At 40.2% G+C, this 13,836-nt stretch carries 11 protein-coding genes; 5 read left to right on the top strand and 6 right to left on the bottom strand.

From position 1 onward, the window contains the following. Positions 1–3: 3 nt before the first annotated feature. The 4 genes from AB5062_RS08950 to AB5062_RS08935 all read right to left on the bottom strand — a co-directional run bounded on the left by AB5062_RS08950 (position 4) and on the right by AB5062_RS08935 (position 3,562). Positions 4–744, bottom strand: coding sequence for a shikimate dehydrogenase (locus AB5062_RS08950; protein ID WP_005847207.1), 741 nt, complete (start codon positions 742–744; stop codon positions 4–6). Positions 745–762: 18 nt separating this feature from the next. Continuing rightward, positions 763–1,500 (bottom strand): bifunctional demethylmenaquinone methyltransferase/2-methoxy-6-polyprenyl-1,4-benzoquinol methylase UbiE, encoded by a 738-nt coding sequence (ubiE, locus tag AB5062_RS08945; RefSeq protein ID WP_005847210.1) that lies wholly within the window; start codon positions 1,498–1,500, stop codon positions 763–765. 92 nt (positions 1,501–1,592) lie between these two features. Beyond that, entirely contained in the window at positions 1,593–2,537 is a 945-nt protein-coding gene (locus tag AB5062_RS08940) for a phosphoribosylaminoimidazolesuccinocarboxamide synthase (RefSeq protein ID WP_011965642.1), read from the bottom strand. Positions 2,538–2,557: 20 nt separating this feature from the next. Then, positions 2,558–3,562 (bottom strand): PhoH family protein, encoded by a 1,005-nt coding sequence (locus AB5062_RS08935; RefSeq protein ID WP_005847214.1) that lies wholly within the window; start codon positions 3,560–3,562, stop codon positions 2,558–2,560. A 157-nt stretch (positions 3,563–3,719) separates the two neighbouring features. On the opposite strand from AB5062_RS08935, the gene AB5062_RS08930 reads away from it, so the two are divergent. Together AB5062_RS08930 and truA are read left to right on the top strand one after the other, a co-directional pair. Next, entirely contained in the window at positions 3,720–4,394 is a 675-nt protein-coding gene (locus tag AB5062_RS08930) for a DUF5715 family protein (RefSeq protein WP_005848222.1), read from the top strand. Positions 4,395–4,428: 34 nt separating this feature from the next. Continuing rightward, positions 4,429–5,202: a tRNA pseudouridine(38-40) synthase TruA gene (gene truA / locus AB5062_RS08925; RefSeq protein WP_032952582.1), complete on the top strand. Its 774-nt coding sequence runs from the start codon at positions 4,429–4,431 to the stop codon at positions 5,200–5,202. Here the strand turns inward: truA and AB5062_RS08920 are convergent. Beyond that, the gene (locus tag AB5062_RS08920; protein ID WP_008669931.1) at positions 5,168–5,935 is read right to left on the bottom strand and encodes a TIGR03915 family putative DNA repair protein; all 768 of its coding nucleotides are present in this window, start codon (positions 5,933–5,935) and stop codon (positions 5,168–5,170) included. The genes truA and AB5062_RS08920 overlap by 35 nt on opposite strands. Next, the gene (locus tag AB5062_RS08915) at positions 5,932–7,200 is read right to left on the bottom strand and encodes a putative DNA modification/repair radical SAM protein (protein WP_005847221.1); all 1,269 of its coding nucleotides are present in this window, start codon (positions 7,198–7,200) and stop codon (positions 5,932–5,934) included. The genes AB5062_RS08920 and AB5062_RS08915 overlap by 4 nt, the downstream gene beginning before the upstream one ends. Before the next feature lie 357 nt (positions 7,201–7,557). Here AB5062_RS08915 and AB5062_RS08910 point away from each other — a divergent pair, with 357 nt between their 5' ends. The 3 genes from AB5062_RS08910 to AB5062_RS08900 are packed head-to-tail and all read left to right on the top strand — an operon-like array spanning position 7,558 to position 13,664. Then, complete coding sequence (locus tag AB5062_RS08910; RefSeq protein ID WP_032952470.1) at positions 7,558–8,898, top strand: TlpA disulfide reductase family protein; 1,341 nt, start codon at positions 7,558–7,560, stop codon at positions 8,896–8,898. A 29-nt stretch (positions 8,899–8,927) separates the two neighbouring features. Beyond that, positions 8,928–12,209 carry a SusC/RagA family TonB-linked outer membrane protein gene (locus AB5062_RS08905; RefSeq protein WP_005847225.1) on the top strand — a complete coding sequence of 1,094 codons (3,282 nt, stop codon included), beginning with the start codon at positions 8,928–8,930 and terminating at the stop codon, positions 12,207–12,209. 12 nt (positions 12,210–12,221) lie between these two features. Further along, a complete protein-coding gene (locus AB5062_RS08900) occupies positions 12,222–13,664 on the top strand; it encodes a RagB/SusD family nutrient uptake outer membrane protein (protein ID WP_005847227.1) in 1,443 nt (480 codons plus the stop codon). Positions 13,665–13,836: the final 172 nt, after the last annotated feature.

Here is a 13,836-nt window from a genome sequence, read left to right as displayed (position 1 = left end):
TAACTATTTGTTCCATATATCCCATGCACCAAAGGCTTGCAATAAGAGCATTTCTAAACCGTTTTTGGTAATTGCCCCTTTGTCTGCCCCCTTTTTCATAAAAAGAGTAGTGTCAGGATTATATAACAAATCATAAAGCAAATGGTTGGGTGTGAGATATTGGTATGGAATATTGGGGTATTCATCGGCACGGGGATACATACCTACAGGAGTACAGTTGACAACTACTTTATACTCATCCATGATTTCGGGAGTGAGCTGATCGTAAGTCAGCATTTCTTCACGCAGGTTCCGTGATACGAATTTGCATTCCAAACCTAATTTTTTCAGTCCGTAAGCAATCGCTTTCGAGGCACCTCCTGTTCCTAGGATCAGAGCTTTTTTGTGCTGGGGTTCCAGCAAGGGTTCGATAGATTGAGTGAAGCCAATCACATCGGAATTATAGCCTATCAGCCTGGTCTTACCTTTTTGGCGGACAATTTTGATTACATTGACGGCTCCGATGGCTGCCGCATCTTTATCCAGTTCGTCCAAATAAGAGATGACTTGTTCTTTATAAGGTATAGTGACATTGAGCCCTACTAAATCAGGATTAGCCAATAGCACAGAAGGCAGTTCTTTGATGGATGGGATTTCGAAGTTTACATATTCGGCATCAATGTTTTCCGAATGAAACTTTTCATTGAAAAAGTTCTTTGAGAACGAGTGTCCTAACGGATAACCTATCAAACCATATTTTTTCATAAAACTCTATACTTTAAATTATTTCGTTGCTAAATAAAGCGTACAGATACCTAGTGTCAACCGCTTGAAACTCACCTGATTGAATCCGGCTTTACGGATAATGTCTGTCATTATTTCGCCTTGTGGAAAGGCTTTGATGGACTGCGGCAGGTAAGTGTAGGCACTACGGTCTTTAGAGAGTAGCTTGCCCAAAGTGGGGATGACTATTTTAGAATAGACAGCATATAGCTGTTTCATGGGGAACCAGTCGGGTTCGGAGAGTTCCAAAATGACTAGTTTTCCGTTGTCTTTCAGTACGCGGTGCATTTCGCGGAGTCCTTTGTCAAGGTCTTCGAAATTGCGTACACCGAATGCTACGGTAATAGCGTCAAAGCGTTTGTCGGGAAAGGTGAGTGCTGTACAGTCTTCCTTAGCGAAAGAGATGCGGCTGTCCAGTCCGGCGGCTTTTACTTTTTCACGTCCCACATTCATCATGCCTTCGGATATATCGGTACCTATCAGCTCTTGGGGGTGAAGTGTCTGACAGGCTTGAATGGCAAAATCGCCCGTTCCGGTGGCTACATCCATTATATGTTGCGGGTGAAAAGGTTCCAGCCAGTTAATGGCTTTGCGGCGCCAGCTTTTGTCAATGTTCCATGAAAGGGCATGATTCAACTGGTCGTAAGCAGGGGCAATGTTGTCGAACATTTTCTCTACTTGGACGCTTTTCTTTTCGTCAGCGTTGTAGGGCTTGATTTTTTCTTGTGGGTAGTTCATGTTTAATTAAAATTGAAAATTAAAGATTAAAAGGAGAGGATGGAGGATAGATTCCTGTACCTGTCTTTTAATCTTTAATTTTTCATTTTTATTTATTTCAAGTATTCGGTTACGTTCTTTTCTATACGTGCGGCGATATTTTCAGTGTCTGCTTTCACAAATTTTTCGCCGGTGATGTGTTCGAACAGTTCCATATAGCGCTCGCTGATAGAATTTACGATTTCCGGAGTCATTTCGGGAACTTGTTGTCCTTCTTTGCCTTGGAAACCATTTTCCATCAACCATTCGCGTACGAATTCTTTAGAAAGTTGTTTTTGAGGTTCGCCTTTTGCAAAGCGTTCTTCATAACCTTCCAAGTAGAAATAACGGCTTGAATCCGGAGTGTGGATCTCATCCATCAGATAAATAGTGCCGTTGTGTTTACCGAATTCGTATTTGGTATCTACCAGGATCAGTCCGCGTTCTGCAGCGATTTCAGTACCGCGTTTGAACAGAGCCAATGTATACTTTTCCAATATTTCGTATTCTTCGGGAGTGGCCAGACCTTGTTTCAGAATTTCTTCCTTAGAGATATCTTCGTCATGCAGGCCCATTTCGGCTTTAGTGGTTGGAGTAATGATTGGTTCGGGAAATTTCTGGTTTTCTTTCATTCCTTCGGGAAGTTTTACACCACAGATTTCACGAACGCCGTTTTTGTAAGCACGCCATGCGCTACCGCACAGGTAACCACGGACAATCATTTCCACAGGAAAACCTTGACACATAACTCCTACGGTAACCATAGGATCTGGAGTCGCCATTTTCCAGTTGGGGCAGATGTCGGTAGTTGCATCCAGAAATTTGGCTGCAATCTGGTTCAGCATTTGTCCTTTGTAGGGAATACCTTCAGGCAGAACTACGTCGAATGCGGAGATACGGTCGGTAGCTACCATTACTAACTTTTCGTCATTGATGTTGTATACATCACGCACTTTGCCGTGGTACACACTTTTCTGTCCCGGAAAGTTAAAGTCTGTTCTTGTTAATGCTTTACTCATGTCTTTATTTATAATTAAAATCAATAAATTCGTTTTATGTTTTCAGATTTTTCACTTCGTTCAGAATGACATGAATGAAGGGTTTTCTGTTTTTCTTCAAACTTCTCGTATGCTTCCACAATGCGGGTAACCAGTTTGTGCCGTACAATGTCCTTCTTGTTGAGTTCGATGAAACTGATTCCTTTCACGCCTTTCAGAATTTTTAGTGCCTGTATCAACCCCGAAGTTTGTGAAGATGGTAAGTCTATCTGTGTCATGTCACCTGTTACAATCATTTTGGTGTTCATCCCCATACGGGTGAGGAACATCTTAATTTGCTGGGTGGTGGTATTTTGAGCCTCGTCCAATATCACTACAGCATCATTCAAGGTGCGTCCGCGCATAAATGCCAATGGGGCTATTTGAATCACATTCAATTCCATATATTCTTTTAGCTTGGCGGCGGGAATCATATCTTGTAATGCGTCATACAGTGGTTGTAGATAAGGGTCAATCTTATCTTTCATATCACCGGGTAAAAATCCGAGTTTTTCTCCTGCCTCCACAGCCGGACGGCTCAAAATAATTTTTTTGATTTCTTTGTTTTTCAGGGAACGGACAGCAAGGGCGATAGCAGTGTATGTCTTTCCTGAACCTGCGGGACCGATAGCGAACAGCATATCGTTCTTTTCATATTCTTGTACCAGCTTCAACTGGTTCTCACTACGGGGAACGATCGGTTTTCCTGTTACACTGAATACAATAGTATCCCCTGTATTCTCTATTTGGGGTGAACGACCTTTCACTATGTCTAAAATCACTTCTTCTTTCAGTGAGTTATACTGGGCGCAATGCTTTTCCAATGCCAATATATTCTCTTCAAAAGCACACATTTCCTCTTCGTCTCCCAATACTTTGATGACATTTCCACGTGCCACAATTTTTAATTTGGGATACAAAGCTTGTATCATTTTCATATTGACGTTGTTTACGCCATAAAATATCACAGGATCAATATCCTCTAAAACTATATGTTTTTCTATCATTTAACTAGTTTAGGTACTTTATGTACTTGTTTATAGGGTGCAAATTTAATGAAAGGTTTTCATTGTTCTTATTTTCCGGGCAATTTATTTGCATAAGCTTTTTCAGAAAAAGGATTTTAATCTATCTTTGCGAGGAATTTGAAAAGATAGTTAGATTATGAATTGTATGAAAGGTGCATGTTGCACGCTATTGTCACTGTTGTTTTCCTTGACAGTTTCTTCCGGTTGCAAGGAAAAAGATATGTCCATGAAGATGAACGAGCCTCATAATATAAAAGGTGTAATTAGCTATAAACGTAGTTTCGGTGATTTGAATGATACTCATCTCAGTGTGGCGAAGAAAATAGGAATTCGTCCGTTGGCTTCTCGTTCGGAAGCAGAGGGGCTGGGTGGCAAATTGGTTCAGATAAAACCCTGTGAGCGTTATGCCATGGATTCGCTGACTCACTCCATTCCTTTTCTGATTCCGCAGGCTAGTGCGTTATTGGATACAATAGGAGCCAATTTTTTGGATTCATTGAGTTGCAAAGGATTGAATCCTAATCAAATCATTGTTACTTCTGTACTTCGTACGGCAGATGATGTGAAACGTCTTCGTCGTCGCAATGGAAATGCTTCTGCCAATTCAGCTCATGCTTTTGGGACAACTTTCGATGTCAGTTACCGTCGGTTTTGTAAAGTGGAAGACCCGGATGGACGTCCTATGCAGGATGTTAGTCCGGATACGCTGAAGTTGGTATTGGCCGAGGTACTCCGTGATCTTCGGAAATCGGACAAATGCTATATTAAATATGAGTTGAAACAGGGATGTTTTCATATAACAGCCCGCTGATTTATTGAATTTTCACTTGGTCGGAGGCTTTACGATGCGGTATTTCATATATTTGGCTTATGATGGAACGAATTATCACGGTTGGCAGATTCAGCCCAATGGTGACAGTGTACAGGAAACATTAATGCGTGCTCTTTCTACTTTTCTCCGTCAAGCAATAGAGGTAGTGGGAGCGGGACGTACTGATGCCGGTGTGCATGCGCGTCTCATGATCGCGCATTTTGATTATGACCGGGAGTTGGATTGTGTTCAGATAACGGAGAAATTGAATCGCTTGCTTCCTCCCGATATAGCGGTTTACGCTGTAAAGCGGGTGAAGGATGATGCGCATGCCCGTTTTGACGCGACTTATCGTACTTATAAGTATTATGTGACTACCCGGAAAGATCCGTTTAACCGTCACTATGCCTGGAGGCTTTTTAATTCATTGGATTTTGAGAAAATGAATGAGGCTGCCCGTGTATTGTTTGATTATACTGATTTTACCAGTTTCAGTAAATTGCATACTGATGTGAAGACGAATAATTGCCGGATTATGCATGCTGAATGGACGCAGGTGAGCGGGACAGAATGGGTATTTACTATTAAAGCTGACCGTTTTTTACGGAATATGGTAAGGGCTGTGGTAGGTACGTTGGTAGAAGTGGGACGTGGTAAAATGACTGTGGATGAGTTCAGGAAAGTGATAGAGGATAAAGATCGTTGTAGTGCCGGGAGTTCTGTTCCGGGACATGCCTTGTTTTTGGTAGATGTGGGATATCCGGAAGAACTGTTTATTGTTTCTCCGTCAGATATTTCCAATATCTGACAGGCATATCTTGCCGGTGTTTTCTGGGATTCCAACGTTCTTTGATGCAAATGGACTTGAAATATGTTTTCCAAAGTTTCTGAAACAATTTCTCATCATTGTCCATCAATGTTTCATTTAGCATTCCTGTGACCAGATGTGCTTGGCGGGGGTCTTCAAATGTTACTTCTTCCATCTCCGTCAGATTATAGTAATATCCATATTGTCGCTTCACATCATAAATGAGCCAACGCTGGTCGGCAAACCGGTCTTTGAAATGATCCACAGCCAGTGGCAGTGCGTTGAATTGAGGCTCTACGGCTGCAAAGAAAGTTCCGTCCGCAGCTTTTTGGAAACGGACGAACTGCATGAGGTGTACTCGTTCTCCATCTACTCTTTTATAGATTTTCGCAAGCTCCAGCACATCAGGATCGGCAAAGTTGGTTTCGATGGAATGAGGAGAGTTTATGGCCTTCCGGATATAGCGGAAAAGCATTTCGTCCACCTTTGGTAATTCTGATAACCAGCAGCAGGTTAGGCAGAACAGGGCATGCTTGGAGATTTTTTTCTGTAATCCGCGCCACACTCGTCCGGCTTTCTCTTCATCAGTGGCTATGTGTATGGCTTCATCATAAAATAAGGGTAGCGGCTCGCCTTCCATCAAGAGCGAGTCTGGAAAGGTTTTGCGGAAGTAGGCATCGAAAATGCAAGTCAGCAAGCCTTCAAACGTATGGTCATAGATAAACAGAATCATTCGTTATCAGTGAAGTTCAGTATTAATTGGCGTTCGTCCACTTTCTTTTTGGGTTTGGGTACTAACAGTCTGCGTACTCCTGTCGGGGTCAGTTCATTAACAGTTCGGGTGGGGAGTTCGTTGCAGGTTATGAAGTATTGCGCTTTTTTCATCACTACACCTATTTTTTTCAGTTCATAGAATCCCAGTTTGGAGAAGCGGCGTGATGCGATGATTTGTCTTGCCGATTTGATTCCGATGCCCGGTACTCTGAGAATCATTTCGTAATCTGCCTGATTTATATCTATCGGAAATAGTTCGGGATGCCGTAATGCCCAACCTAGTTTGGGATCGATTTCCAAATCCAGGTCGGGATAGGAGTCATCTACTATTTCTTCTACTTTAAATTGATAGAAACGTAACAGCCAGTCGGCCTGATACAAACGGTTCTCCCGTACCAATGGCGGCTGTTTCAGTGCCGGAAGCCGTTTGTCGTATGTATTTACGGATATATATCCTGAGTAGTAAACGCGCCTCATGGTGGGGTGTTGGTAGAGTGAAGAAGAAAGATAAAGGATGTCTTTGTCTGATTCGGTTGTGGCACCGACAATCATCTGCGTGCTTTGTCCGGCAGGAACGAAGCGTGGAACATGGCGGAATTTTTTCCGGTCTTCCTTATTGGTAAGTACTCCCTGCTGGATATAGCGCATGGGCTGGTACACACTTTTGTGATCTTTTTCGGGAGCCAGTAATTTCAGATTCTCTTCTTTGGGAATTTCTATGTTTACACTGAGGCGGTCAGCGTAGAGTCCGGCTTCATTAACTAGTTCGCGACTGGCTCCGGGGATGCTTTTCAGGTGAATATATCCGTTGAATTTGTGTACTAACCGCAGGTCTTTGGCAACACGTACCAACCTTTCCATGGTGTAATCCGGATTGCGTACAACGCCGGAGCTGAGGAAAAGCCCTTCTATATAGTTGCGCCGGTAGAATTCGATGGTGAGGTCTACCAGTTCGCTTACCGAAAGTGTGGCACGGGGAATGTCATTGCTTCTTCTATTGATACAATAGGCACAGTCATATATGCAATAATTGGTCAGCATAATTTTCAGCAAGGATATGCAACGACCGTCCTCAGCGAAGCTGTGGCATATTCCCCAGCCGCCTACGGTGTTTCCCAATGTGCCTGATTGGTTACGGCGCACAGTCCCACTACTGGAGCAGGAAACATCATATTTGGCAGATTCTGCTAGTACTTTCAATTTGGCAAGGACATTCTCATTCATTTAATCAGAATATTTCTGCCAAAAATACAGATAGTCTTTGGAATGGGCAAACGGTTTGGCATTTTCTCCGTTAATTTTTAACTTCTTTGTTGGATTATACTGTTCCTTTTTTCTAATTACAATATAAGCCCGCTTGCTTTAAGCAGGTGTGTATTAGTGGTGACTATAATTCTTTTAACTTCTTTGTGGAGAATATATGGGGTATTGGAACGTGGATGAACTCTGTATGAATTCCATCGCTTTTTTTATGTTAAAATGCTACTTAAACATTAGTTTATGTAATATAAATTAAGGCGGTTTGCAAATTATTTGTTAATTTCGCACTTAATTTTTAATGTTTAATATAAAAAAATATTTATGGAGTGGTTTAAGAAAAAAATGAGAGTCTTTCTTTTTGTCTGTTTGTTATTCCCTTTTTATAGTTATGCGGCAAAGATTTCTTTGTCTATAAGTGGTAAAATAGAAGATCATTCAGCAATGCTTTATTTTCCTGACGGGAGAGAACTTCCTATTTCAATAGATGCTTCAGGAAAGGGAGAATTGGTAGTCGATGTTACGGAGCCTGTTTATGTGGCATTAGGTTATCATTATATAAGTCGTACTTTGTTGCTTACACCTGATACAGATATACAAATTTCTTTTGAAAATAAAAAATTTGGAGAACGTGTAGCCATTACAGGCACAGGTTCACAAGTAAATATCTATTTGAATAACGGACGTTTGAAAGCAGCAGAAATTGATGATATGGCATTAGGAGAAAAAGCGTTCTTTTTGAAAATGGATAGTATTTTGAATGTAAATCTGCAAGAGTTGGATCATGCCGGATTATCAGAGGAAATTAATGAAATGGAGAAAATACGTTTGAAATATTTTACTTGTGCTACATTGCCTTCTTATCCTTATTTCCATATGCGTATAGCTAAGGATTCTACTTATGAAGCTTCTTTAGAATATTGGAGTAAGTTACAGGAGTTGATAGTTATGGATGCTTCTTTGTTGCGATATGACGAATTCCGTTCATTTTTGGTTGAGGCGGTAAGCAGAGTGGCAAGAAAACAATACCCGGAATCAAAGTCTTTGGATGCGGTAGTCCGATATGTGGAATCGGAAGTGAAGGAGCCTAGTATTGCAGAGTTCTTAATAAATAAGAATGTATATGCTTATGTAGAGAGATATGGACTTGATTCTGCTGATGCTTATTGTGCTGTGTTCGATCGGTATGTAAAATCACCGCTATTGGTGAAGAATTTTGAGACATTGTGCAATCGTTGGCGCAAATTGTCGGTAGGAGCTCTTTCTCCAAATTTTAACTGTACGGATTTGTCTGGTAAAAAAGTTTCTCTTTCTGATTTTAAGGGAAAGTATGTATATATAGATATTTGGGCTACTTGGTGTGGTCCTTGCCAACGTGAAATTCCACATTTGCAAAAGTTAGAAGAAAAATACCATGGAAAAGATATTTATTTTGTTAGTATCTCATGTGATAATAACAAAAAAGCATGGGAAAATAGAGTGAGGGCTGGTTTAAAGGGTATTCAGTTGCATTTTGTAAATGGAGATACATTTATGAATGACTACATGATAAAGGGGATTCCCCGTTTTATTCTTTTAGATAAGGAAGGAAAAATTATATCGGTGGATATGAGTCGTCCTTCTGATCCCAAAACAATAGCTAAATTAGATGAATTACTTAACTGACTTTTATATTAATAAATCTTTTTAATTTTATGAGTGAAGAATCAGTAAACTCAAGAAGGTGCAAAGGGGGAAATCTGTTTTTTTCAAGAATTCTTTTTTGTATTTGTTTGTGTGGACCGGTAGCTTATGCGTTGGCAGAGGAAAGTACTGTCGTTTCAGAAATACGGCAGAATGAAAAAAAATCTATTTCGGGAGTGGTTACAGATACTAATGATGAACCGTTGATTGGAGCGACTGTATTGGTAAAAGGAACTCAGAATGGTACCGTAACAGATGTGGATGGACGTTTCCATCTGAAGGTAAACAGTGGGGAAACACTTGTGGTTTCATATATTGGTATGAAATCAAAAGAAGTGGCGGTTGTGGATGGAAAGAAAGAGCTTTTTATTCGGTTGGATGCGGACACTGAAATGTTGGATGAAGTGTTGGTTACTGGATATCAGACTTTGTCGAAAGAACGTTCTACGGGTGCGTTTTCTAAAGTTTCTACTGAAAAGTTAGAGTTGAAACGTATGGATAACTTGTCTTCTATGCTTGAGGGACAAGTGGCTGGATATGTGAATGGACAGATTCGTGGTGTCACAACCATGAATGCTGTCGCGAATCCGATGGTCGTGATTGATGGATTTCCTGTAGAAAATACAACATTAGACAGAATAGGGCAGACAACTGAAAATATGCCTGATTTAAATCCGGAAGATATTGAAAGCGTAACAGTGCTGAAAGATGCTGCTGCTGCTTCTATCTACGGTGCGCGAGCTGCTAATGGCGTGATTGTGATTACTACGAAAAAGGCTAAAGAAGGTAAAGCGGAAGTAAGTTTTTCTTCTACCTTTACAGTGCACCCTTATTCTTATTATAAAAAAAATCGGACTAATGCGGCTGATGTTATTGCTATGGAACGTGAATGGGCGACTATGGCATTGAGTACGCCTGAGGCTGCGGAGATGCAGGCTGCCGATTTGCGTGAAAACGGACCATATCCTAGTTTGGGAGTTAATACTTTGTTAGATATGTACACTGGGAAAATCAGTATGGCTGAGGGAGATAAAATTCTGAATCAGTTGGCTTCCTACGGTTATCAATATTATGATCAGGCAGAAAAATATGGTAAGCGTAACCCTTTTTACCAGCAGTATAATTTGAGGGTAGGTAAAACAACAGAGCGTAATTCTTTTAATTTCTCTACTACTTATTGGGATAATGATTATGAGGATATAAATCATAGTGATTGGAAATTAGGTATCAATATTACTAATTCATTACAGCTAACCAATTGGTTGCATTTTGATACAGGCGTTTATCTGAAATATGGCAAAGAGAAGAACCAGTCATATGATTTGTTTGATCCGGGCTTTTCTGTCATGCCTTATGATCCGTTGGTCAATGCAGATGGAAGTTATTTTGTGGCACCTTCACAAAGTGACAAGTCACGTCGTGATTTAGTGGATCAATATGGGCTGTATTCAGAAGATCTCGTGCCGATGGATGAGTTGAATTATGCTCTTAATACAACCAAAACTTTTGAAACCCGCGCTTATGCTAAGTTGAAGTTTGATTTGACTTCTTGGTTGAATTACAATGTGATGTTCCAATATGAAACAAGTGATTCGGATTATGAATCATTGGGTGAGAAAGAGTCAAATTTTATGCGTAAGCGTATTAATGATTTTACCAGCAAATCACCTAATGGCAGTTCTTTGGTATATAATCTGCCGAATGGAGATTCGTTTCATACGTTGAAGAACAGCAAACATAGTTATAACTTCCGTCAACAGTTGAGTCTTGATAAAACATTTGATGAAAAGCATAATTTAGTATGGATATTAGGACAGGAAGTGCGCCATTCATTGATTAATTTTGATGAAAATACGGTATACGGATATGATCCGGAGCTTAAAACATGGCAAAATTATAATATGAAAGATTTGGCTTATTTTTCGGGCTTGTTAGGATCTGCTCAGTTAGATCAGAATAGTATTGCTTCGTCTCGTGAATTGCTTAATCGTTTTGTTTCCTTCTATTCGAATGCATCGTATACGTATGATGATAAATATGTACTTTCTGGAAGTATTCGTTGGGATCGTTCGAACTTGTGGGGAACTAATTCGAAATACCAGAATAAACCTTTATGGTCAGTCGGGGGAAGTTGGAATATCTATAAAGAGAAATTCTTTCAAGCGGATTTTGTAGACATGTTGAAATTACGCGCTTCATACGGTATTGGTGGTAATATTGGGCGTAATACAGCTCCCTATCTGATAGCTTCCTATTATGATTCCAGCCTTGTGGATGGTATGGCAGGGTCTGTGAATACTCCTCCCAATAAGGATATCCGTTGGGAAAAGACAACGACTGTGAATGTAGGTGTAGATTTTGCTTTGTTCCGTCATCGTCTGTCGGGAACAATAGAGTATTATAATAAATACAGTGTTGATCTACTTGCCGCTATAAATGGTAGTCCTACACAAGGGTTTGGCTATACAACGTTGATGACGAATAATGGAAAAATGGTAAACCGGGGAGTGGAAATCACTTTGAGCGGAGAGATTATCCGTCAGAAGGACTTTAGTTGGAACGCTTCATTGTTATATGCATTTAATCGTAATAAAGTAAAACACATCAGTGTGCAACCAAGTTTGTGGGATAGCCGTATAAGTATGCCTACCAGTTATCCTATGGTTGGAAAACCATTATATGGTATTTATGCGTATAAGTGGGCTGGATTGAATGAGAATGGTGATCCACAGGTATATGATGCGGAAAATAATGTCACTTCAGGTCCTGCACGTGATTATCATGCATTGGTTTATTGTGGTACGACTGTTCCTATACATAATGCTTCGTTAACCAATGTATTACGTTATAAAGGTTTTGAATTTTCAGCAATGCTGATATTGGATGCAGGTCACAAGTTGCGGTCAAGCAATATTCCAAGCATTAATATGTCGAACGGACGTATTACATCTACTGCTAAGGGTATAGTGGACCGTTGGACTCAGCCTGGGGATGTAACGGACGTACCACGTCTGCTTTTCTCTAATGATACGGAGAATTTTAATACACACCGTACGGAATTATATCGTTATTCGGATTTGTTTGTGTATGATGCATCAAATATTCGTTTGAGTAATATTTCATTGGCGTACAGAGTTCCGGCCCATTGGTGCAAGAAAATTTCTCTTTCCGGCGCTCGTCTTCAGTTCAATGTAGAGAATGTAGCAACATTTGCTTTTGATAGTAAAGCGAATTACGATTTAGGCGGTAAAGTGAAACCGAATTATGTATGGGGATTGTATTTGAATTTTTAAAGGATGAATAATATGAAAAAACAAATGATAAAGATAAGCAGTCTGCTTTTTGTTATGGTGGCTATGATGCTTTCCGCTTGTGATGATTATTTGGATGATGTGCCGAAAGGGCAGAAGATTCCGAAGACATGGGAAGACTATAATGCTTTTATCCGAAATAATTTTTCCTACCATTTTCTTGATCCCGATCAGCTTGCGGTATTAGCAGGAGATATATTTAAACTTCCTTCTGCCGTAACTAGTCCGTCGTTAACACGTGCCAATTATTACGCAGATGAATCTGTAAATCGAATAGACTTAATGACAGGCAATGATAAGAACCCTTATTTTAATGCTTATGAGGGACTTTTTGCGTGGAATCTAATCGTAGAGGATGTACCGGATGCGACAGAATGTACGGAGGTTCAGCGCCGTCAGTTAATAGCTCAGGGACGTGTTCTTAGAGCCATGCATTATTTTTATTTGGCTAATTTTTATGCTGACCAGTATGATGAGGCTACTAAGGATAAACTGTCAGTTCCTTTGATAACTTCGGCTTCTGTGGAGGCTCCGTCGCCGCAGGTAACTTTGCAAACAATCTATGAGTTTATGCTTGATGATTTGAATAAGGCGGTTGAAGATCTGCCTGTACATAGTGAGTCGATTCTTCATCCTAATCGGGCACTTGGATATGGTATGTTGGCTCGAGTGTATTTGTCTATGGGGGATTATGACAATGCTTTGAAGAACGCTTCATTGGCATTGGAGCAAAATGACCAGCTTTTTAACTGGATAGATCTTTATGAGGCGGATAAGGAGCGCTATGATGATCCCAAGAATTATACATCAGGGGTAGCCGGTAATCCTGAAACAGATAATGTAGAGAATTATATTTATTGTTATGGATCTTCCACTTCAGGCTGGACTGGCTTGAATAACACAAGCTACGCTATTTCTCCTGAACGGGCGGCTCGTTTTGAAAAGGGGGATACTCGTCTGCTGACCCATTGGAAATCCAGAGTGTCATCTTCCGGTATTCCTTATTATGCGGGTATCTATGCTTTGGAAATGAATAAAGGAGGTATGCGTTCACCTGAAATGTATTATATAAAGGCCGAATGTTTGGCTCGTAAAGGGGGAGAAGCTAATATTAGAGAAGCAATGGAACTGGTGAATAAGGTGAGAAAAACACGTATTCTTCTTGAGTTTTATCAAGATTGGACTGCTGCAACAACGAAAGAAGCAGTGGAAAAAATAATAAGAGATAAAGAGAGTGAATATATCCAGACTCAGGTTATATATTGTGATTATAGACGTTTGAATAAGGATCCGGAGTATGCCCGTACTTTTCCACGCACTATTGAAGGAAAAGAGTATATTCTAAAGTCTGATTCGCATTTATGGATTATGCCTTTTCCGCGTGAAGCCGTATCTAATCCTGGAAATGGAACGATTACACAGAATGTGGAAAAGTAATAAAGCGATAATTTTGCGATAGAATTTATATTATCGATAGGAGTATTCTGAAAAGATTAAGAAATATCCGGATATCCTATAGAGAGAAACAAAAAGAGGCTGTCTCAAAATAGAGTTGAGATGGCCTCTTTTGTTTCATCTCCAATTGAAGTCATTTGGATTTTTCTCAAAA

The organism is Phocaeicola sp. RTP21359st1_B8_RTP21360_211022 (assembly GCF_040911965.1).
GTDB classification, from domain to species: Bacteria; Bacteroidota; Bacteroidia; order Bacteroidales; family Bacteroidaceae; genus Phocaeicola; species Phocaeicola vulgatus.
Note: the sequence above shows the minus strand (reverse complement) of the source record. Positions and strands in the feature narration are given on the sequence as shown.